General features: G+C 53.1%; 16 protein-coding genes. All 16 read left to right on the forward strand.

What is annotated here, in order from left to right; translation table 11 throughout:
- Window positions 1–227 precede the first annotated feature (227 nt).
- The 16 genes from LBJ36_04535 to brnQ all read left to right on the forward strand — a co-directional run bounded on the left by LBJ36_04535 (window position 228) and on the right by brnQ (window position 21,656).
- Complete coding sequence (locus LBJ36_04535) at window positions 228–2,210, forward strand: TRAP transporter permease (GenBank protein ID MDR1378299.1); 1,983 nt, start codon at window positions 228–230, stop codon at window positions 2,208–2,210.
- Window positions 2,211–2,369: 159 nt separating this feature from the next.
- Window positions 2,370–3,332, forward strand: a complete 963-nt coding sequence (locus LBJ36_04540; protein ID MDR1378300.1) for a chemotaxis protein — start codon at window positions 2,370–2,372, stop codon at window positions 3,330–3,332.
- Complete coding sequence (locus tag LBJ36_04545) at window positions 3,325–4,044, forward strand: hypothetical protein (GenBank protein ID MDR1378301.1); 720 nt, start codon at window positions 3,325–3,327, stop codon at window positions 4,042–4,044. The genes LBJ36_04540 and LBJ36_04545 overlap by 8 nt, the downstream gene beginning before the upstream one ends.
- Window positions 4,045–4,088: 44 nt before the next feature.
- Window positions 4,089–5,228 (forward strand): RNA polymerase sigma factor RpoD, encoded by a 1,140-nt coding sequence (gene rpoD, locus LBJ36_04550; protein MDR1378302.1) that lies wholly within the window; start codon window positions 4,089–4,091, stop codon window positions 5,226–5,228.
- A gap of 28 nt (window positions 5,229–5,256) precedes the next feature.
- Complete coding sequence (locus tag LBJ36_04555; GenBank protein MDR1378303.1) at window positions 5,257–5,811, forward strand: hypothetical protein; 555 nt, start codon at window positions 5,257–5,259, stop codon at window positions 5,809–5,811.
- Window positions 5,812–6,080: 269 nt separating this feature from the next.
- A complete protein-coding gene (locus tag LBJ36_04560) occupies window positions 6,081–7,211 on the forward strand; it encodes an MFS transporter (GenBank protein MDR1378304.1) in 1,131 nt (376 codons plus the stop codon).
- Window positions 7,212–7,370: 159 nt separating this feature from the next.
- Window positions 7,371–8,513 (forward strand): SurA N-terminal domain-containing protein, encoded by a 1,143-nt coding sequence (locus LBJ36_04565; GenBank protein MDR1378305.1) that lies wholly within the window; start codon window positions 7,371–7,373, stop codon window positions 8,511–8,513.
- Window positions 8,514–9,137: 624 nt separating this feature from the next.
- The gene (locus tag LBJ36_04570; protein ID MDR1378306.1) at window positions 9,138–10,895 is read left to right on the forward strand and encodes a ribonuclease J; all 1,758 of its coding nucleotides are present in this window, start codon (window positions 9,138–9,140) and stop codon (window positions 10,893–10,895) included.
- 42 nt (window positions 10,896–10,937) lie between these two features.
- The gene (locus tag LBJ36_04575; GenBank protein ID MDR1378307.1) at window positions 10,938–11,762 is read left to right on the forward strand and encodes an undecaprenyl-diphosphate phosphatase; all 825 of its coding nucleotides are present in this window, start codon (window positions 10,938–10,940) and stop codon (window positions 11,760–11,762) included.
- A gap of 7 nt (window positions 11,763–11,769) precedes the next feature.
- Complete coding sequence (locus LBJ36_04580) at window positions 11,770–12,489, forward strand: Maf family protein (protein MDR1378308.1); 720 nt, start codon at window positions 11,770–11,772, stop codon at window positions 12,487–12,489.
- Complete coding sequence (locus LBJ36_04585; protein ID MDR1378309.1) at window positions 12,480–14,207, forward strand: DUF5693 family protein; 1,728 nt, start codon at window positions 12,480–12,482, stop codon at window positions 14,205–14,207. The genes LBJ36_04580 and LBJ36_04585 overlap by 10 nt, the downstream gene beginning before the upstream one ends.
- 5 nt (window positions 14,208–14,212) lie before the next feature.
- On the forward strand, window positions 14,213–15,238 hold the full coding sequence (gene csaB, locus LBJ36_04590) for a polysaccharide pyruvyl transferase CsaB (protein ID MDR1378310.1): 1,026 nt from the start codon (window positions 14,213–14,215) through the stop codon (window positions 15,236–15,238).
- 56 nt (window positions 15,239–15,294) lie between these two features.
- A complete protein-coding gene (locus LBJ36_04595) occupies window positions 15,295–15,444 on the forward strand; it encodes a hypothetical protein (protein ID MDR1378311.1) in 150 nt (49 codons plus the stop codon).
- 96 nt (window positions 15,445–15,540) lie between these two features.
- Entirely contained in the window at window positions 15,541–17,361 is a 1,821-nt protein-coding gene (gene dnaG / locus LBJ36_04600) for a DNA primase (GenBank protein ID MDR1378312.1), read from the forward strand.
- 108 nt (window positions 17,362–17,469) lie between these two features.
- Window positions 17,470–19,872 (forward strand): penicillin-binding protein 1C, encoded by a 2,403-nt coding sequence (gene pbpC, locus LBJ36_04605; protein MDR1378313.1) that lies wholly within the window; start codon window positions 17,470–17,472, stop codon window positions 19,870–19,872.
- A gap of 488 nt (window positions 19,873–20,360) precedes the next feature.
- Entirely contained in the window at window positions 20,361–21,656 is a 1,296-nt protein-coding gene (gene brnQ, locus LBJ36_04610) for a branched-chain amino acid transport system II carrier protein (GenBank protein ID MDR1378314.1), read from the forward strand.
- Window positions 21,657–21,699 lie beyond the last annotated feature (43 nt).

Consider the following 21,699-nt stretch of genomic DNA (forward strand, 5'->3'; position numbering starts at 1 on the left):
CGGTTCATACGCGTTCTAATAGCTACTGACGTTGAAGCCGAAAACCAAGACCGTGCAGTGGCTGTTGACCTGGGCATCCGAACGTTTGCGTGTGGAGACCGTGTGTCTATACTATTTGTGTCTCTACTACTGTGGAAAATATTGCTGAAAGGATCGGTACAAACATGGCTCAGGTAACGGATCAGGTCAATTTAGATGTAGGATCAGACGTAGGATTAGATGTAGGAATGGTAACCGATATCGATGTGGAGGAAATTAAAAGGCAATACGACAGTGAATCGCGGTTTCGAGCCCCTAGGGGCTGGGTAGGTATGCTTGTCAATATATTTGCCGTGGCTATGTCGCTTTTTCATCTTTACACATCGGCTTTTGGATTATTACTGGAGATGCGGCAGCGTGCGATACACCTCTTTTTCGTTTTGGTGCTGGTGTTTCTGCTCTATCCCATGAACTCTAAGAGTTCCAAAACTCGTATTCCCTGGTACGATTGGCTCATGGCGGCTCTTGGGGCCGTTGTCACGTTGTACATAGTCTTCGAGTTTTACCCCGTGTTAGGACAGGCAGGACTTCTGACGGGGCTCCTCGGAAAACTGACGGGGAACGAGTTTTACTCCATGATAGTACGAGCGGGGTTGCCCAGCTCTACGGACTTGGCGATCGGTTGTCTGGGGATAGTGATGGTTCTGGAGGCGACCCGGCGGGTTTCTAACCCCGTATTGCCGGTCATCGCGATTTTCTTTATTCTCTATTGCGCTTTCGGGCGCTCTGCCCCCGCCCTTTTCCAGCATCGAGGTTACAATTTTTACCGCATCATCAACCATATGTACCTGGGAACGGAGGGGGTCTTTGGGACGCCTCTGGCGGTATCTGCCACATTTGTGTTCATGTTCGTTCTCTTCGGCACGATCGTGGAACAAACCGGATTGGGCAGGTATATCATCGACCTGTCTATGGCTCTGGCCGGTTGGTCGGCGGGCGGACCCGCCAAGGTGGCCGTGGTCAGTTCGGGCATCATGGGAACCATCTCCGGCTCTTCCGTGGCCAACGTTTGCACTACGGGCATGTTTACCATTCCCTTGATGAAAAGCGTGGGGTATCAACCTCATTTCGCCGGAGCCGTGGAGGCCGTGGCGTCCACGGGAGGGCAGATTATGCCGCCCGTAATGGGAGCGGCCGCCTTCATCATGGCTCAGACCATGGGAATTTCCTATTTGGAAGTAGCCTTGGCTGCGGTGGTGCCTGCCTTGTTGTACTATATCGCCGTCATCGTTCAGGTCCATTTCGAGGCTACGCGCCTAGGTTTATTGGGTCTTTCTCGGGACAGGCTTCCGAGCCTGAAAAAACTCATCCTTGAACGAGGCCACTTGCTTCTCCCCCTGGGGGGCATTGTCTACTTCCTCGTGGCGGGTTACACGCCTCTCAAAGCGGCGTTTTACGGTATTCTCCTCACGGTGCTCACCTCCTATATGAGGCGAGATACTTGGTTGACTCCGCAAAAGCTATGGAATGGGCTCGTCAACGGAGCGAGAAGCTCCCTGGGTGTGGCCTGTGCCTGCGCCACGGTGGGAATCATTATCGGAACCGCGACGCTGACGGGGTTAGGGCTGAAGTTGGCTCATGCTATTGTAACTATGGCGGGCGGAAGTCTGTTTTTGACCTTGGTCTTCACTATGGTGGCCTCCATCTTTTTGGGCATGGGTTTACCCACCACGGCAAACTTCATCGTGACAAGCACCATGGCGGCCCCGGCTCTGATCAGATTGGGGATTCCCGAAATGGCCGCCTATATGTTTGTGCTCTACTTCGGCATCGCGGCTGATTTGACTCCTCCCGTGGCTCTCGCGGCCTACGCCGGGGCGGGCATCGCCAGAGCTGACCCTATGAAGACGGGCATCACCGCCACGAAGCTGGCTCTAGCGGGATTCCTCGTCCCCTATATTTACGCCTACAATCCCATATTGGTTTTAGTGGGCTTCGAACCGTTCGTGTTTTCCCAGGCCGTTGTGACGGCTTTGATCGGGGTGTTCCTGTTGGGGATGGCTACCATAGGCTACTACAAGGCGCCTTTGAACGGGTTTTTGCGGATCTTGGCGTTGGGCGGCGCTTTGGGGCTGATGATCCCGGGCTGGAAATCCGACCTGACGGGCTTGGTCGTGTTGATTTTCCTGTGGTTCGCGCAGACGGAAAAAGTGAAAAGGAAACTGAGTTAGGGGAAAAGACCATTGATGGTTTTAGTGGAGTGATGTATATTAGATAGGAGTAAGGGAGTAAGGTGGAGTGTGGCCTCTGGATTCGATATTTTTTCGGAAGCCATAAACTGAAGTAAGTTGAAGATAAGCCATAGATAGCTATAGAATGGAGGGTCTCCGATGCAGGAAGTGAAGAAGGTTATAACTGAGGTCGGAACAAATGAATGGCAGGTTGTGGTCTTCTTCTTAGGAGAGCAATCTTTTGCTATAAATGTGGACAAGACGCGGGAGATACTTCGCTGGCCGGGGTGTCGGGTTATTCCTGATACTCCTAGCGCGATGATCGGAATCACCTCCGTTAGAGGCGAAGTGTTGCCCCTGGTGGACCTTCGTGTGTTTCTGAACGTGGACTCCCACGTGGAGAGAGAACAGTGCAAGGTGATCATTGCCGAGTTTAATGAAGTGAAGTTGGGCTTCGTGGTGGACGCGGTGGAGCGGATCTACCGCATCAACTCCGAGGACCTGGATTCGACCTTGACGGGTAAATATTTAGGCGAGTGGATTCTTTACGTCATCAAGAGGGATGCGCGAAACGTGCTTCTTCTGGACTATGAGGCCATCGTCCAGGCTATCAGCCCTCAGCTCGCTATGCACCAGAAGCTAGACCTGACGGCGGCTCAAACTGTGATTAAGGGCCTAGGGGATCTTTCACAATACCATATCATTATTGCCGAAGACTCGCCCTTGATACGTAAGCAGATCAAGGATTCCATGGAAGCGGGCGGTTTTATCAATCTTAGAATTTGCGCGGACGGGAAAGAGGCCTATGACTGTATTATGGAGGAAGATATTCACTACGACGTCCTCATTACGGATGTGGAGATGCCGCGCCTGGACGGGCTCGCGTTGACGAGACGCCTCAAGGAAAACGCCGCTACGCGAGATCTTCCGATTATTGTTTTCTCCTCCATCATGGCCCAGGACATTAAGACCAAGGCCGCCAGCGTAGGGGCTAAGTACCAGATCACCAAGCCGGAGATTTCTCAACTGGTGGAATACGTGGCGAAAGTCATCAAAGAAGAGCGACAAAAGCTGGAAGAGCGACAGACGGCGGAAGAAGAGCAAAAGAGCGCAGTTGCCTGAGGAATCTGAAATCCGATGGAACCGCTGGAATGGGATAGGAGATAAGGTGTTGCGCTACTGGAATTCGGATCTGGATCTGGAGATCGCTTCGTGGTTCCCCTTCGGGGTGGACTACAAGCTGATCTCTATTAATTCACTGCATAGTTCTCAACTGAAAAGAATAGCCGCCTTGTGCCTAGAGGTGGGAAGCGAGTTTTTTTTCATGACGTCGATGCTCAGCGGTTGCGTAGGTAGCTTGATGCGTGATAATTTTTACAAATACAACGCGGCTAATGGTATCAGTTTGGGGTTTATGATGCTTTTGGGCTACTCTCCAGAGATGGAGAAACTGCTGGGCCATAATTTTGCCGACCAGAAGGATATCAAGGCGGGGGTAGCGTTTTGTTCTCTGTGGAACAAAACGTTGCTTCTCGAAAATATGAAGGTTATCGTTTTGGTCAGCGATAGCGTTTTGTTCAGCGAAGAGGAGTTTTTGAGTAATTTTGAGTCTATGTTCGAGGCCGATAAGATTGCCGACCGGGCGAATATTTCCTACTTTGCGGAGAAGTTCGGGTACAGACGCTTTTGTATGGCCTACGAAACGGACGACCTTTTGCAGCTCCGGATCAGTAAATTGTTATACGAAATGGAGTTGCCCGAAACTCGTCAGATGGTAGGCCCTTCTCCGGAAATGCAATTTCCGCCTTTTTTCGGTATGTATTTGGGTGTATAGTGCTATAATCACTCGCTAAAAATCGAGTTATGGAGGATATAGCCGTGCAAGGAGAAAATACGGATACCATCAAAACGGAAGCGCCTAAGAGCGATACGGTCGAGTATCTCGGCAAGGTGCGCAACCTCGTTCACGAGGGCCAGGGGAGGGGCTTCGTCACCCATCAGGATATCGAGCGTCACATACCGCTGGATACGTGGAACTCTGACATGTTGGACAACATCCTGAACAACCTTCAGGAGTTGGGTATCGAGGTGGTGGAGGAGGAAAGCCGGAGCAAAATACAGGCCACGGTCACGATGGGAGAGGAACTTCTGCCGTCCTTTGACGCCGACATGGGAAAGCTCGACGATATTCCGTTGACGGACCCTGTGCGCATGTACCTGCGGGAGATCGGAAAGGTTTCTCTTTTAACGGCAGAGGAAGAGGTGACTTTGGCCAAGCAAATGGAGGAGGGCGACCTTCGGGCCAAGCAGAAGCTGACCGACGCGAACCTGCGGCTGGTGGTGAGCATCGCGAAAAAATACATCGGCAGGGGGATGCTTTTTCTGGACCTCATTCAAGAGGGGAACCTGGGGCTCATTCGCGCCGTGGAGAAGTTCGACTACCGTAAGGGATTCAAGTTCAGCACCTACGCGACCTGGTGGATACGCCAAGCGATCACCCGCGCTATCGCGGACCAAGCTCGCACGATTCGAGTACCTGTGCATATGGTCGAGACGATCAACAAGATGGTGCGTATTTCGCGACAGCTTGTCCAAAAGCTGGGGCGAGAGCCCACGGATGAGGAAATTTCGACCGAGATGGAGATAGACCCCTCCAGAGTGGAGGAGATTCGCCGGATAGCTCAGTTGCCCGTCTCTCTGGAGACGCCGATTGGTGAAGAAGAAGACAGTCAGTTGGGGGATTTCATCGAAGACAGGGATCTTCCCAGCCCCGACGAAGCCGCGGCGGGACACTTGCTTCATGAGCAGATCGAGGATATGTTGGACGCCCTCTCCACTCGAGAGAGAGAGGTGCTGCACTTCCGATTTGGCCTGGAGGATGGTCATTCTTATACTCTCGAAGAGGTGGGACGCAAGTTTGGGGTCACCCGAGAGCGTATTCGTCAGATTGAGGCCAAAGCACTGCGTAAGTTGCGCCATCCAAGCCGAAGCCGTAAATTGAAGGATTTTCTGGATTGAGCGCAAAAAAGTACGGGAGGTGGAGAAGTTGTATTTGGGGAAAGGTTTTCTATTCGCGGTGGGGTTGACCTTATCTTTTGCCTCTTCTTCTTTCGCCGCTACCCAAAGGTTAGGAGCTGTGGCCGGATCCAACGCTAAAACTCAGTCTTTTAACGAATCCGCCGCCAACATGGGCGCGGGAAGGGGTACAGGTCCGGGAGTGGATCTGACGAAAATCGCTTCGTCCAAAAAACCTCAAACCTTCACCGGTTTACCCGATGGTACTTTACCGGGAGGCGGCGCGGTGAGACCTGATCGATCATATAATCCCACGGGTAAAATCGTGTTTTCGGGGGACCCTGTGGACCCCGTCATCGGGCCAGAAATGTTGGGTTCCACTTTAGATCGTGTTTACAGCATAGCAGACCACGTGGGCTACGGAATGGTGAAGAAGAACTACGTACCGGGGGCTCTGGACGCTATCTACGTGTTTGACGTGATGGCAGGAAGGGCTAGGCGGTACGTGCTCTACTTCGACCGAAGCGCGAAATTGCTGAAAATAGAATTCTTCGAGCCAGTTGATAAAAAATGGATCACATTCTGAAACGCTAACCGCTCCTGGTCGTTGAACATTTAGGGTTAAAAATCGGTTAAAAAATCGGTTGAAAATCGGCGGAGTTTTAGGACGAAGTTCCAGTTGTTTTTCGCTGAAACATGCCGTTGGAATGCCGCGGGTGAAAACGCGGCATTTTGTATTTTTGAGAGATTTGTTTTTTGAGAGAATGGAGAGTCAAATGGAGAGCCAAATGGAGAGTCATGATGTCTGGAAAAGCCGCAAATCTTAGAGGTTATCCACATTTACCAGAGATGAGGGTGGCCTTGATATCCCTCGCCCACGGGGTCAACGATACCTACGCCGCCTTTCTGGCGACTTTCATCCCTTTCATCAAAGACAATTTGGGGCTTTCTTACGCTCTGGCAGGCAGTTTCAACGTTATCGTGGGATTTTTTCATATTTGCTGTCAGCCTGCAATCGGTTATCTGTGCGACCGCATACGCAGACCTGTCCTGATGGTCGTTGGCCCCATCCTTTGCGGGTTGGGCGCCGTCCTGCTACCCAACACGAGTTCCTACTGGGCGGCCATTGCCGCGGCCGGACTCTGGGGTTTTGGCAGCGCTCTCTTCCATCCTCAGGGCAGCGGAGGCATCGGTTACATCTCCCGACCGGACAAACTGACGCGTTCTCTGACCTGGTTCAACATCGCCGGGACTGTCGGGACAATGCTCAGCCCCATCATCGCGGTGGGGGCTGTGAAGGCTTGGGGATATCGGGGACTCTACCTGACGCTTCTGCCGGCTTTGTTTTTGGCGCCTTGTATCTACTTCTCCATGCCTTTTCTGAGGGAAGAACCCTTACGGAACGACGGTGAACGTAGGGGCTTTTTCAGGACCATCGGAACCCTTTTTGCGGTGCTCTATCCTATCTGGGCCGTCTCTTTGATTCGCGACCTGCTTTTCCAATGTATGCGCTTCTTTCTGCCCTTGAAACTCGCGGCGGAGGGCGGCAAGTTGGAGTCCGTGGGAACCGTCGTTTTCAGCCTTACCTGCGGTAGCACTCTGGCGATGATTCCCATGGGCGCCATCGCCAGGCGATTGGGGAACAAAAAAACCTTGCAGATCAGTTTGTTGATGGGAACCCTTGTTTTAGGGGCGGCATTTTTCGCCACGGGCTTTTTTGCGACCGCGCTCTCTGTTTTGGGTGTTGCCTGTGTTTACTCGACGTTGCCTCTGACAGTCTCCATCGCTCAGAACCTTGCCCCTAACGAGCGCAGCGCGGCGAGCTCCATCGTCATGGGGCTGGCTTGGGGCTTCAGCAACATTCTACTTTCGCCCTTTGGCAAGCTAGCGGACCTGTTGGGTCTCGACGCGGCCTTCGTCTTCATGGTAATCCTCCCTCTCTTAGGAGTGCCTTTTCTGTGGAGCCGCTCTTTCAGAAAAGTGTGATGTCGTTACACTCGTTTGTGGGGAGTGTTGAGAATTTCGATGCTCGCTTCGATACTTGTTCGATGCTTGAATGATAAAATATAATTTCTAAAAGATCATCTATAAGATAATCTACATTTAAAGATAATTTATATTTAATGAAAGAAGGTGGTTTTCTTGATGCGTCATTTGAGAACGCAGATGCGTTGGATTATGCTTGTTATTGTCCTGGCGTTTCTCCTCTCCACGTTTCTGATGTACGACTCCGGATCTCGCCGAGGAGACGGAACCTCTCCCGGCCAAATGAGGGACTATGTTGTGGCCGACGTAAACGGCAGAAGGCTGATGCGTTCCGAGCTGGAGGAGCAAGTTCGGCTGTATTTGGAGGATATAGGAACCAGAGAACTGGAGTCAACGGATCTGCCTTTTGTTTACCGGGCTGCTCTTGACCGGTACGCCGTGGAGTTACAGATGGCCCAAGAGGTTCAAGACAGCGGTATCGCCATCTCCGACGCGGACGCGGAACAGGCGATGAAGGACTACGCAGATCAGTATTTTCCAACGCGTGAGGCATTTTACCAGTTCCTCGAACGTTCTGGCGTCACAGTAGAGGACTACAAGAAAAACTTTGCCCAGCAAATGGCGAACCAGCAGATGATCCAGGAGTCTATTGGTACGGTTATGGTCAGCGAGGATGAGACGGTGGAGTTTTACGAAAGCACGAAAAACATTTTCTTCAGAAATCCCGGCGGCTTTAATGTCAACTTGGCGAACTTTGCTTCTCAGGACGAAGCCGAGCGTGTGAGGGACCTTTTGCTTGATGGCGAACCCTGGGAAGCAGCCACATCCGCTGATTTGGTTTCCTCGTTGCGAACCATCCGAGTAACGGCGGATTCTTTTGTTCCTGATTCTGCTTTTGACGGTTATTTTTCGCCGATGAAACCTCTCAAAGTGGGAGCGATTAGTCCCGTCTTTGAGGTCGCTAGCGACGACTTCGTGGTGGGTGTCAAGAACGAGGCTGTCGAGGAAAAGATAACCTCTTACGAAGAAGTCAGCGCGGACCTCCGCGCGATTTTGCAACAGCAAAAAGAACGCGAAGCTCTGAACAACTTCAGTCAGGGACTTCTTAGCAGAGCACGGGTGGTGATTCGAGATCCCGACCTCTTCCCCCCCACACAAGAAGAAGTATTGCCCGTGGCAGAGGTTCTCCAGGCGTCACAGGACGTATCCTTGACGCCGGACGAAGTGTCGCAGGACGTATCGTCTCTTGACGAGTTCTTGTCCTCTTTTGACGTCTCGCCCGCGTTGGTCAGCGGCGATTAATTCGAACCGGGAACATTCAAGTGGCGGATTTTTCGGGCTTCGATTTTCCAGGCTCCTCGCGCGGGGAGCCTTTTTTATGTTGAATTTATGAATTTATGATAAAGCGATGAGAAAGCCAATGGCTTCAGTCGTTGGATGAGAATCGCAACGCCGCCAACGGTGGCGTTTATTTTGTATTTGGTTTCTTGCCATATGTCTACTTTCATGTTAAACTCCTTTTATGGCTTATCAACGCGAGATGCGGGGCGGAACACGACCAGGATATCAATCAGGATATCAATCGGGATATCAAGGCGGCTGTAAATATTCTCAGAGTGGGGGCATCTACTCTTAAAGGAGAAGACGTAAGACCGGTTTAAGTTGGCTGTCTTTTCGGCTGTCTTTGTCGATCTTAGAATCCCACAACTTTAGTCGTGGGAGTATGTCAAATTGAATGTGAAACGCTCTCTTTCCCTGCTTTCCCTGACGAGTATAATGTACTATAGGTATAATGTTGAGATGTGGAATTTTTTGAAAAATGTTCATTGAAAGAGTGAAATAAAAAGAGCGAAATAAAAGAGCGAAATAAATAATTGAAAGAACGAAATATTGGAACACTGAAGTTGTTGGAGGCAAAAATTATAAATGGCTACGAAACCACGGTATAGGCGTAATGCGTCTATTGCGGCGAAAGCGGGCGGGGCTCGATTGAAGTTCATTCCCCTGGGAGGGCTGGGGGAGATCGGCAAGAATATGTACGCCCTCGAATACGGTGACGATATTGTCGTTATCGACTGTGGATTGATGTTTCCCGATCAGGAACTGCCGGGGATTGATTTTATCGTGCCGGATATTTCATACCTGGAGGCCAATCGAGAGAAGATATTGGGCATCTTTTTAACCCACGGACACGAAGACCACACGGGCGGGCTGCCTTTTGTGCTCCAGAGACTTGACATCCCCATTTATGGAACGCGCCTGACTTTGGGGCTGGTGGGGAATAAGTTACGCGAAGACCTGCCTTTTTTGGAACCTCGCATGGAGGAGATCAAGGCGGGGGACGTGATGGAAATCGGTCCTTTCAATATACGCTTCATCGCGGTCAGCCACTCCATACCCGATTGTGTCGCTCTCTCCATTGAGACACCGCTGGGACGGGTGATTCACACCGGCGACTTCAAGCTGGACTCTACTCCCATCGACGGACGTATCACAGACTATGGAGCTTTCGCCGAGGAAGGGGACAAGGGTGTGCTTCTGTTGCTCTCCGACTCGACGAACGCCGAGCGCAAGGGATTTACACCCTCGGAGCGCCTGATCGGGGGAACTTTGGACCACCTCTACAGGAACTACAGGACGAGGCGCCTCATCATCTCCTCCTTCGCTAGCAACGTTCACCGCATCCAGCAGGTTGTGGACGGAGCGGCCCGTTTCAACCGCAAAATCGCGTTTCTGGGGCGCAGTATGGTCCGAAACGTGGAGCTGGCAAAAAACTTGGGCTATTTGCGGATAGAAGAAAAGATGATCCTTCCCGTGGAGGACATAGGGAAGGTCCCGGAAAATCAACTGGTGGTGATGACCACGGGCAGCCAGGGCGAGCCTTTTTCGGGACTAGTGATGATGAGTCGGGGCGAGCACAAACAGATTTCCCTGGGCGAACGAGACGCCGTGTTTTTTCTGGCTTCGATCATTCCGGGCAACGAGAAACTGGTCAACAACACGATCAACAGGTTATTTTCTATCGGGTGCGAGGTTGTCTATGAAGCAGACAAGATGACTCATGTATCTGGACACGCCTCAGCGGAGGAACTGAAGATCGTGCTGAACTTGGTGCGACCCCAATATTTCGCTCCCATTCACGGAGAGTACCGCCATCTGGTGCGTCATTCCCAACTGGCTCAAGATGTGGGGATACCGAGTCGAAATATCTTTATTATGACCAACGGCGACGTCTTGAGCTTTCAGAAGGGAGCGCGCCCCAGCACCAAGGATCGAGTGCAAGCCGGAGCCGTGGTGATCGACGGGAATGCCGTGGGAGAAATTAAAGGGCGCGTCATGAAAGAGCGCCGAGAGCTGGCGGAAGATGGCATCATCGCCGTCTCGCTAGCCATTGGGCGGAATGGGAACCTTTTGGCTCCTATTGTCGTGGAAAGTCGTGGATGTTTTGTTCAAGACGAAGAAAGCGACATTTTGGACGAAATCCAGGCCGTGTCGGAAAGGGTTCTAAAGGAGTTCACGGGTAGCCACAAAATCGATGTAGAGTCTTTGAGCAAGGGAATTAAGAACCGGGTCCGCGATGTGCTGAGACGCCGTAACGCCTCCTATGCCGTGATCATGCCCATGATCTCCGTCGTTGGCGAGGAACGGAACGCCGGAAACTGGCTTGAAAAAGAGTTTTTTTAACCGGTGGGAAATATAGAAAGTTGGGGAAGGTGTACGGATAGTATGGATTTTACTTGGCAAGGCGCGTGGAGGACGTTGATCCTCGGCGTTGTTCAAGGCGTGACGGAGTTTTTACCGGTGAGCAGTTCGGGGCATTTGGCCCTATTGCAGACTTTTTTCGAGTCACCCACCGACAACCTTTTGGCCTTCGACCTCTTCCTCCACTGCGCTACGGTGTTGGCTGTTCTGATTTTTTTTCGAAAAGATGTGGCCATGATTCTGAAACAATGGTGCGGAGGGTTCTTTTTGGAGAAGGATCGCGCTAGGGAAGGTTGGCGCTATGGTTGGTTGATCTTGGCGGGGACGGCAATTACGGGCATCGTAGCGCTGCCCTTGGAAAAGGCGGTGGAGACGGCGATGTCCTCTTATCTTGCCGTGGGCGCCGGGTTGTTGGTGACAGCGGGGCTTTTGTGCGTAGTCCCGCTCGCTCCGGAGGGACGGAAAGAAATTTCTCTCAAGAAGGTCCTTCTCGTGGGGTTGGTGCAAGGACTAGCTGTTTTTCCAGGAATTTCTCGGTCGGGATCCACGATTGCCGTGGCCTTGTTTTTGGGATTGGGCGCCTCGGAGGCATTTCGTTTGTCTTTTTTGATGTCCATTCCCGTGATCTTGGGCGCCAGCCTTTTGGAAGGTGTCAAGATCTTGCGCGATCCCCTCTTGAGTTTGCCGGAAGGCTGGGTTTGGGCCGTCATTGCCGCCTTCGCGCTGGGCTGTCTTTCTCTGGCGTTTCTACGTCGGTTAGTCTTGTCAGGTCGGTGGGCTTATTTCGGCATCTACTGTTTTCTCCTGGGTGTGATGGCCATCGTGACCGCTATAACGGGAAACTTTTAGATTGGATATGAGTTCTCACCTTGATCTGGATATTTTAGATAGTTTGGATAGTTTGGATAATATCGATATTCTCCTGGCCTCTGGAAGCCCCAGAAGGCGCGAGCTTTTGAAAGAACTGGGTTGGAAATTCCGAGTGGCGGTTCCCCAGGTGGACGAAAGCCCTCTTCCCGGAGAATCCCCTGATAAACTTTGTTTGCGTTTGGCGGCGACCAAGGCCCAAGCAGTGGCAAAAACTAACGCGGCTGCCGCCATGAATGAAAAGCTTATGAATGAAAACCTCATGCTCATGAATGAAAACCTCATGAATGAAAACCTCCTCATTATCGCGGCCGACACGGTTGTTGTTGTGGATGGGGACGTTTTGGGAAAGCCCCGTAACGAAGAGGAAAGTTTGAAAATGATCGAACGCCTTCAAGGGCGGACCCACGAGGTCTTGACAGGACTCGGGGTGCGATGGAAGGGGCGCGCCACGAGCGCTTTAGAGCGGACCTGGGTCTGCTTTCGCCCCTTGAATGAGGCAGCCATGCGCGCCTATGTGAAGACGGGAGAGGGGTTGGACAAGGCGGGGGCTTACGCCATCCAAGGCAAGGGGGCTTTGCTTGTCTCGTCGATAGAAGGGGATTATTTCAACGTAGTGGGTTTGCCGCTGTGCAGGCTTGCCGCGATGCTGGAGGCGCTGGGACTAGATTTGCCTCGGCTTTGGAGGATGGGAAGAAGATGTTTTTGAAAGGTTCCAAAATTTTTCGAGTAACGTCCGGTGTTTTAACGGTAGGTCTTCTGGTCGCCGTTGGGGTTTGTGCAGGGATCGGCTTGTTGCCCCGTCTGGAACTGGAACGTGACAACCGAGACGTGGCGATTGTCGTGGATTACCGCGACATCACGCCCTTGGCTGAGGACGAAGGAATCCCCACGAAAGAGGCTCTCGGCTTCCTCAAGGGTAAAGGGGTCGGGGGCTTGATGGTCAAGGAGTTCACGATCGACGATGTTCTCTATGACGTGGGTCCTGACTTGGAGGGCCTGAATACGGGGGTGGAATTGGGAATACCCATATTTTATCGGGTCGCCCCCGCTCAGACCTGGCAATTGCGGCAGTCCCTGGAGACAACGGAGCGAGTGCTCTCTCAGTTTGCCAAATACCCAGGAGCCATAATTGTGGCTCCGGCTGGGGAAATCGCGGCGGGTTACCCCGACATGACCCCTCTGGCCTCCCTCTTGAAAAAATATCATGTTCCGGTGGCGCAGATCGAGTTTTCTCGCCAGTGGGGCGCGACGCAGCTCAATTGGCTGTCCTATCCCAACCTTATCGCATTGCACAGCGTGGCCAACGACGAGGTGACTATCCGCAGAATCGACAGAGCGACCCTTTACGAGCGCCTCGTCCGCTCCGCGGTGGAGCGCTCCGTGCGTCTTCTGGTTCTGCGCCCCGCCGTATCCGGCAACGTGAAATCTTCACTGGAGAACTTCGGCTCGGAAATCCAGCGCCTCGCTGAGGATCTGAGATCCCGAGGATTCCAGACAGGATGGCCGAAGCCCGTCTTCGCCGACCGCGCCGGGTGGACTATAAACGGTTTTTCGGCTCTGGCCTGTTCGTTGGTTTTCCTGTTGTCTGGAGTTCTCTACGTGAGGCGTATGGCAGGTTATCGAGGGGACCTCATGCCCATTAACGCTATCGCTTTCGTAGGTTGCGCCTGCGTCTTGGCCCTAGTTGTTTGGAAGGTGGGTGTCGTCGCTCGGCTGGTCGGGGCTTTCTCCGCCGCACTGGTGGTGACCGAGGCTTCTTTGATGGCTATGGACGATCCCTGCCATCCTTGGCGCTCGTTTGCCAGGGGCGTTTGCTTTGCCGTGATTTCAGGGTTGGCCATTGCCGCCCTTTTCAGCGAGCCCGTCTACATGCTACGCCTCCGGTCTTTTTCAGGGGTAAAGCTCACCCTGGCCCTTCCTCCGCTTTTGGTGCTGCTTCACGACATGCGTAGGCGCGTTCACTCGGAGTCTTTGTCGGAGTTTCTTTCTCGGCCACCTCTTTGGGGTGAGTTGGCCCTGGGGGTGGCCTTGCTGATGGTTCTGGTGTTGGCCCTTTTCCGCAGCGACAACGTTCACTTTATCCCCGGCTTCGAGGCTCAGATCCGCAACAACTTGGAGCGCTTTCTGGTGGCCCGTCCCCGCAACAAAGAGGTTTTTATGGGCTACCCTTGTCTTGTGCTTTACGCTTTTGCCGCAAAGTGGGGGCTCTGGACGCGCTATCGGGAAATTTTGCGGGTGGGAGTGGCTTTAGGTTTTTCCTCCGTGGTGAACAGTTTCTGTCATTATCACACTCCTTTATTTTTCATTCTACTGCGGGAGTTTCATGGCTTATGGCTGGGGGTACTCCTGGGTGTCTTCGCGACCTTTGGCCTAAAATATTTTCTGTTGCCGCTGTGGCAAAGGCTCCGGTTTCTGACGGAGTAAATTTTGTGAAACGGCGTTATCGAGTCGCCCTGAGCGGCTACTACGGTTTCGGTAACCTGGGCGACGAGCTTTTAGCTGAGGCCGCGGTTGCCGCTCTTTTGCGCTGTGGGGTTGAGAGGAGCCAGATCGTGCTGCTCTCCAATGACCCAGAGGGTTCGCGCCGGCGTCTGGGGACGGACGCAGTGGATCGCTGGAGTCTAAGACGAGTTTGTCGCGTGCTGAGTCAAAGCGATACGCTTTTACTGGGAGGCGGAGGGCTGTTTCAAGACGTGACCAGCCTGCGCTCCTGTGTCTACTATTGGGGGTTGGTAAGGATAGCGCGTTTAGCGGGGGCTGTACCCTGGGCTTTGGGACAGTCGGTAGGCCCTCTTGTGACGCGCTGGGGTCGATGGCTGGCGTGGGACGCTCTAAGGCTTTGTCCTGTGGCGCAGGTTCGTGATGAACCCTCTCGGTTGCTTTGCGAAAATCTAGGGCTCTTCGTGGAGGTCGGTCACGATCTAACTTTTTCTGTGGATGCCGTGGCTTCGGCTTCGGCTTTGGCTTCGATGAGGGATCGGTTTGTGGCGACAACGACCAGACCGAGGCTGGTGGTGAATCTGCGTTCCGGGGATATGGCCCGGTCTTTTGCCGACGCGGTTTCGACTTATGCGCGGGTTTCCGCCCTGGAAGTGTGGGGGCTTGCCTTTTCAGAGGAAGACGAGGTTTTAATGCGCCGTTTTGCGCGAGAGGGATATTTTCCCCTTTTAAGAGTAGAGCGGGCTACGACTCTTTCGGAAGTTTTGGATGTCCTTCGCGGGGTGAGGGCCGCCGCGGGAATGAGACTACATTTCGCGATCCTTGCGGCGGCGGCACAAGTTCCCCTGGTGGTCGCGCCCTACGATCCAAAAGTCGAGGCCTTCGCCGCGGACCGGCAAATTCCCCTTTGGCGGGAAGGTCTTCTTCCCCAGCCTCTGATGCCTCTTCCTTCTTCCCTCTCCTCGGATTTCCTTCGAGAAGAAATCGACACCCTTTGCCGAAGGATGCTCGCATGATAAGGATGCTCGCATGATATTGAGGGACTCCGTGGCCGAGATTAAACAGCGCGGCATTGATCAAGGCAAAATCAAGGCAAAATCAAGGCAAAATAGACGGCAAGCTCGAAGTGGCGCGTAATCGGCTTACGGATGGGATGTCGCCGGACGCTATCGCGAAAAACACCAAATTGTCTTTGGATCAGATTCAGGGATTGATGAACTGAGATTGATGAACTGACGTCTCGTTAGATCATATTCACTCCAATCACGCTGGTTATCCCTTAAAAAATCTCCGGTGGTACAATGAGCTAGGGCTTAGAATGGGCTCTTATTTTGTTTCCCTATTTTTGAGGTACTGTGAGCGGGTGAAGAGCGTGGCGAACGACGACGTCAAAAGAATCAAGGACCGACTGGATATTTTAGAGGTTGTGGGGGACAAGGTGCGTCTTCACCGATCCGGCCGGGGTTATATGGGCCTTTGCCCCTTTCACGACGAGAAAACCCCTTCTTTTCACGTTTCTCAGGAAAAACAGAACTATCATTGTTATGGTTGCGGCAAAGGAGGCGACGTTTTTTCCTTCGTCATGGAGGCGGAGGGGTTGGAGTTTCGCCAGGCCCTCGAACTCCTAGCCGAGCGGGCAGGGGTTAAGCTGACCCCCTTGGAAGGCGTTGGAAATAAACGCGCCTCCGGCAACCTACACGAGGTCATGGAGATCGCGGGCAAGTCTTTTCGCGCGTTATTGACCGCTCCCGAGGGAGAGGTGGCGCGATCTTACCTGATTCGGCGCGATATTTCGCTCGACTTGGCCTCGCGCTTCGAGCTGGGTTGGAGCGGCAGCTCTTGGGATCACATCTGGCGTTTGCTCCAGAACGAGCGCGTTTCAGCCCAGGAGGCTTTGGACGCCGGGCTCATACTGGAATCTCAGCGGGGTGGGTTTTATGATCGTTTCCGTGGCAGGGTGATCTTTCCCATCCACGACGTGTCGGGGCGTTTGATCGCCTTCGGTGGACGCGTCGTGGACGGAGAAGGGGCCAAGTACATCAACAGTCCTGAGGGCACGCTTTACAGCAAACGCCGCAATCTCTACTTGTTGCACGTGGCCAAGAACACCATTCGGGAAAAGCGGCGCGCGATTTTGGTGGAGGGTTACATGGACGCCCTGCGGCTGCACATTCACGGCTACACCGAGTCCGTCGCTTCTCTGGGCACGTCCCTCACCGAGGAGCAGGCGAAGCTCCTGAAGCGCTTCAGCAGCCGATGCTACATTTGTTACGATAGCGACGCGGCGGGACAGGAAGCGGCAATCAAGGGAATGTACACGTTGCAGAATTACGAACTCGACGTTTACGTCATCTCCTTGCCCAAGGGAAAGGACCCCGACGAGCTGCTAAACTCGGAAGGTGGAAAGGAACTGTTCGAGGCGGCGTTGACGGGAGCGCGTCCGCTGGTTCTACAACATCTGCACACGGTACGGGCTTTGCTTGACGATCCCGTAGCGCGGCGGGGAGGAGTGCAATCTTTATTCGAGGGACTATCCCAGCTTCATCCCACGATAATCTCGCCCTATGTCCCGCAAGTAGCCGCGGCTATGGGGTTCTACCCCGACCAATTCTGGCGCGAGTGGGAGCTTTTCCGGCGTCGCAGCAGGACGGGAGCGCGTGTCCCAAAAGAGAGCGACCCAGAAAAAGGCCGTGTTGTGAGGAAAAACGAACGGACTCTTTACGATCCCCTTGAAGCGGCGCTTTGCGCGCTACTTTGGCGAGATGAAGAGTACCGCCGGTCTTCCCGTCCCGAGGAGATCTTGTCCCTTCTTGCGGACTCCCGCGTCAAGGAAATTGCGTTGGCTATCTTGATGGAATCGCCTCATGAGTTGGAAACACGGTGGCACACTATGAACGAGCGTTTTCCTTTGGCCTTCATCGCTCGAGGGGATTCGTTTTGCGAGGAGCTGGAGTTTGCGCGGGACCCCGACCCCTGGAGAGCCGTCTGCGAGGCTCTGAAGCGCAAGCGGGCGCAAGAACGATTGAGCTATCTAGACGAACGGATGAAACGTCATGAGGCCACCTTCGAGGAAATGGCGGAGTTCCAGAGGATCGCAACTCAACTCAAAAGCGGCAAAAGAGCGAAGACGCACGTCTGAGGCGGCGTTAGTGTCTATGCGTGTATTTAGTGTCTATGCGCGTATAGACAGATCGCTTGACATAATCCCACGACTAAAGTTGTGGGATTGTAAGGAGGCTTTTTCATAATGTTTGCGTTATTTGCGCCCAATGACCGAGACTTTGATAGGTCCAAGCAAAGTTCCGAAAACAGGCGTGAAAAAAACACGTTTGTCACGCTGATGCTTTCCGTAGCGGCGTTTTTCGCTGTTATTTCTCTGGTCGTTTCGACGCAAATTTCCCTTTCTCTGGAGGAGATGGAGAATTGGAATGATTCTCCCGCCCTTTACGACACGGAAGGGCGGCTTTTCCACGTGAGGCTCTCCCGGAGTTCGGAATGGTCACTGCCGATTCCCCTGACGGACATGGGCAAATGGTTGCCGCGCGTTGCCGTTGGAATAGAGGATCGCCGCTTTTATAGCCACCCAGGTGTGGACCCCTTGGCCCTGTTACGGGCCATTTGGCAAAATGTGACATCCTTTCGCGTCGTATCGGGCGCGTCCACCATCACGAGCCAAGTGATACGGCTTTCCCTATCCGAGCGTGTTCCTCAGAAAGAAGGCGGAAGACGGCGCAACTTCGCCACCAAAACGCGGGAGTTCGTACAGGCTTTGAAGCTGGAGCGTCTCATGGACAAGGACGGGATCCTGGAGATCTACCTGAATCGAGCGTCCTTTGGAGGCAACATCCGAGGCGTTCAGGCTGCCTCCTTGATTTACTTTAACAAGCCCGCCTCGAAGCTCTCGCCGGGCGAGGCTTGTCTTCTGGTGGGCATGTTGAAGGGTCCGTCCCTCTACCGCCCGGACAAGCATCCCACAGCGGCGAAAAAACGCAGAGACTTCGTTATTTATCTTTTGGAACAAAAGGGTGTTTTTAGCCGCGAAGAGGCTAAACTGGCACGATTGGAGCTCCTTCCCTCCAAATGGGCGCAACTGCCCAGGCGAGCTTTTCACTTCGCTGAAATGGTTTTGAATGAACCAGAATCTTTGCGCCACTCCGAAAATCTCCGCTCCGAAAATCTCCATGCCTGGAATCGTATAACGACGACGCTTAACCTGGAGTCACAGACAAAACTGGAGGCCATTTTGAGCCAGGCAGTGGCCTCTTTGCCTGATACTGTGACGGTGGCCGCGGGCGTGGTCGACAACCAGACTGGTGGATTGGTGGCGTGGGTAGGGAACGCTCGTTTCGGACGAGAGGGACAAAGCTCTTGGGTGGACTGCGGCTTGGCGCCTCGGTCACCTGGATCCGTCTTGAAGCCCTTCGCCTACTTAGCGGCGTTCGACAAGGGACTTTTGACTCCAGGCTCCTTGTTGGCGGACTCACCTCTGGCTTTTTCAGGACGAGCGCCTCGCAATTTCGACCTGACCTACAGAGGTGCGGTCACTGCCCAGGTGGCTTTGTCAGACTCGCTAAACGCTCCAGCCGTCCGGGTGTTGCGCATGGCGGGACAGGAAAACGTGTTGAGGTTGATGCGCGAAATGGGGCTTCGATTACGGGAATCCTCTTCCTACTACGGTGATTCTCTCATCTTGGGCGGCTGCGAGGTTTCGCTCCGGCAGGTTTTAGAGGCCTATACGGCACTGGCTAGCGGAGGTGTTCACCGGAGACTTTCTCTTTTGAAAAGATTTCTTTTAAAAGAAGATTCAAAAGAAGATTTAAAAGAGGATTTAAAAGGAGATTTAAAAGGAGCGCGCCTAACCTCCGCCGCGGCCGCTTGGATGGTGAGCGACATTCTGGACAACAAGAGCCGCCTTTCGGCTTTCGCTAGAGAGACTCTGGGTGGGACGTGGCGCGTGGCTTTCAAGACGGGAACCTCCTACGGTCTGCGCGACGCCTGGACGGCCGCGTGGACGCCTGATTTCACCGTGACGGTTTGGGTGGGAAAACCCAGCGGCGAATCCTGGCCCGGCCTAGTTGGGGTGAAGGCGGCGGCTCCTATCGCCCTTTCGATTCTGCGGGTCTTTTCCCCCCGCTCTCGCTGGTACGACCGCCCAGATGGCTTGGCGCTAAGGGAGGTCTGTTCCCTTTCAGGATGCCCTCCCACGGCAGCTTGCCTCTCGACGCGACTTGACTGGGTCGTTGAAGGTGTAACGCAGGAAACGCCCTGTGACATCCATGTCATTCGCGGGGGCAAAAGCGCGCTCTTGTGGCCGGCCGAGCTGGCCACGGGGAAATTGCCGCCCACGGAGATGAAAAAACGCCCCAACATCGTTTTCTCCTCGCCAATAGCGGAAGCCACTTATTATTTGGCGCCTCTGGCGAAGGAACAGAAGATCCCCCTGCGCGTGGAGGGCGCTTTGGATAAAGTCTGGTGGTACCTAAACGGCCGATACATCGGGACTTCCCTTGCAGGGGAAACGTTTTTCTATGAATTTCAGGACGGTCGCCATCGGATTTCCGCCGCAGATGGAGAGGGGCGCGCGGCCATCACTCAATTCACCGTCGTTTCCCCTGGGGGAAGGACGAGAAACACCCTTCCATTAGAATAAGGCAATCGGAGAATTTAGAATAAGGCAATCGGAGCAAGGGAAGTAGGCGTTATGAGACACTGAATCCGTCTGATACATCCTATTACTTGACATACTCCCACGACTAAAATTGTGGAATGCTAAGATCGACAAAGACAGCCGACTGAAACCGGTCTTACGTCTTTTCCTTTTTTAAATCTTCTTTTAAGAGTGGATGCCTCCACTCTTCTCATCTCTCATCCAATCTCATCCAATCTTATCCAATTTCATCCAATCTCATCCAACGGCTGAAGCTGTTGGCTTTCTCATTGCTTTATCGTAGGAGTTTCTGATACTTTTGCGGACACTTGAATCCTGAATTTTCTCTCCTTTTTATGGTTTTTACAGAGTATATTGCCTTAGTAAGAGGATAATTTTTCCTTGAATTTTCCTTTAAATTCGCGGTTTTCCCCCTAGGACTAGGAACATTTCAGATCGGTGAAGCGCTTTATATCTCAGGGAGGTATGTTATGAAAAAGGGCAGAAACATTTTAACGACCGTCATTATCGGTTTTGCGCTTTTTGCCAGTTTTTTTGGCGCCGGAAATTTGATCTTTCCTCCCTCTATTGGCCTCGCCGCCGGTAAGAACTGGCTCACAGCCCTTTCGGGGTTCGCCATTTCCGGGGTGTTGCTTCCCATTCTATCCTTCGTGGCGGTTGTTCGAGCGGGGGGTACGGAGGAGGGGATTTCCTCCGAAATGGGACGTGTCTTTTCCTTGATTTTCTCGATTGTCATCATGCTTTGCACCAGCCTCCTGATCGCAGTGCCTCGGACAGCCGCGACCACTCATGAACTCGGCGTTGCTACCATCTTCGGCTCTGTCCCTCAGCTCTGGACCTCTTGTGTTTTCTTCGCCATCGTGGTCTACCTCGCTTTCAACCCCTCCAAAGCGATAGAGAACATCGGCAAATATCTGACCCCCATCCTCATCGTCATCATGACCCTCATCATCGTGAAGGGTTTCATGACGCCCCTAGGGATTCCCAAAGATACAGGGTTGGTCGGGGTCTTTCGCAAAGGATTCATCGATGGTTATCAAACTCTGGATATTTTTGGCGGCTTGGTCTTTTCAGGCACGATTTGCGCCGTTATTCGCGCTCACCACTCCGACGATCAGCGCCGTCAGATGAAGATGGTCATCGGATGCGCAGCCGTGGCCGGAATTTGCCTTCTATTCGTCTATGGCGGCCTACTCTACCTGGGGGCCACTGGCACAGGAAGTTTCTCCACGAGTATCGCTCGTGCTGCCCTGCTGATTGGCCTCATCGACGGGCTCTTTGGCAACTTGGGCCATCAGGCTCTAGCCTTCGCCACCATCTTTGCTTGCTTGACTACCGCCATCGGACTGACAGCGGGAGCGTCCTATTTCTTCTGGCGCCTGACGAAAGGGCGGTTACCTTATAAACTCAACGTCCTCATCATCTGTTTCGTCAGTCTTCTGATCTCCACCCTGGGAGTCGATGCAATCGTCCGCTACGCCGCGCCGGTCTTGATCTGCATCTACCCCACCTCTATCATCCTGGTGCTGTTGAATGTCTTTCGCTGTTCTTTCATCAACAAAGGCACCTTTCTTGGTGCGGCATACTCCACGCTCCTGATAGGGTTTTTCGAAATGCTCCCCGCCCTCGGTCTCCCGATAGACAGAACACTCTCCGCCTTCGAGTACCTTCCTTTCGCTACCCACGGCTTCGCCTGGACGATGCCCGCCATTGTGTTCGGCGTGCTGGGAACGTTCCTGTGCCGAATGTGGGAAAGAAAAACGTAAGATTTATAAAGTTTTATACAGTTTCTGTCTAGCGTCTGGAATT

This window comes from Synergistaceae bacterium (assembly GCA_031267575.1).
Lineage (GTDB): Bacteria > Synergistota > Synergistia > Synergistales > Aminobacteriaceae > JAIRYN01.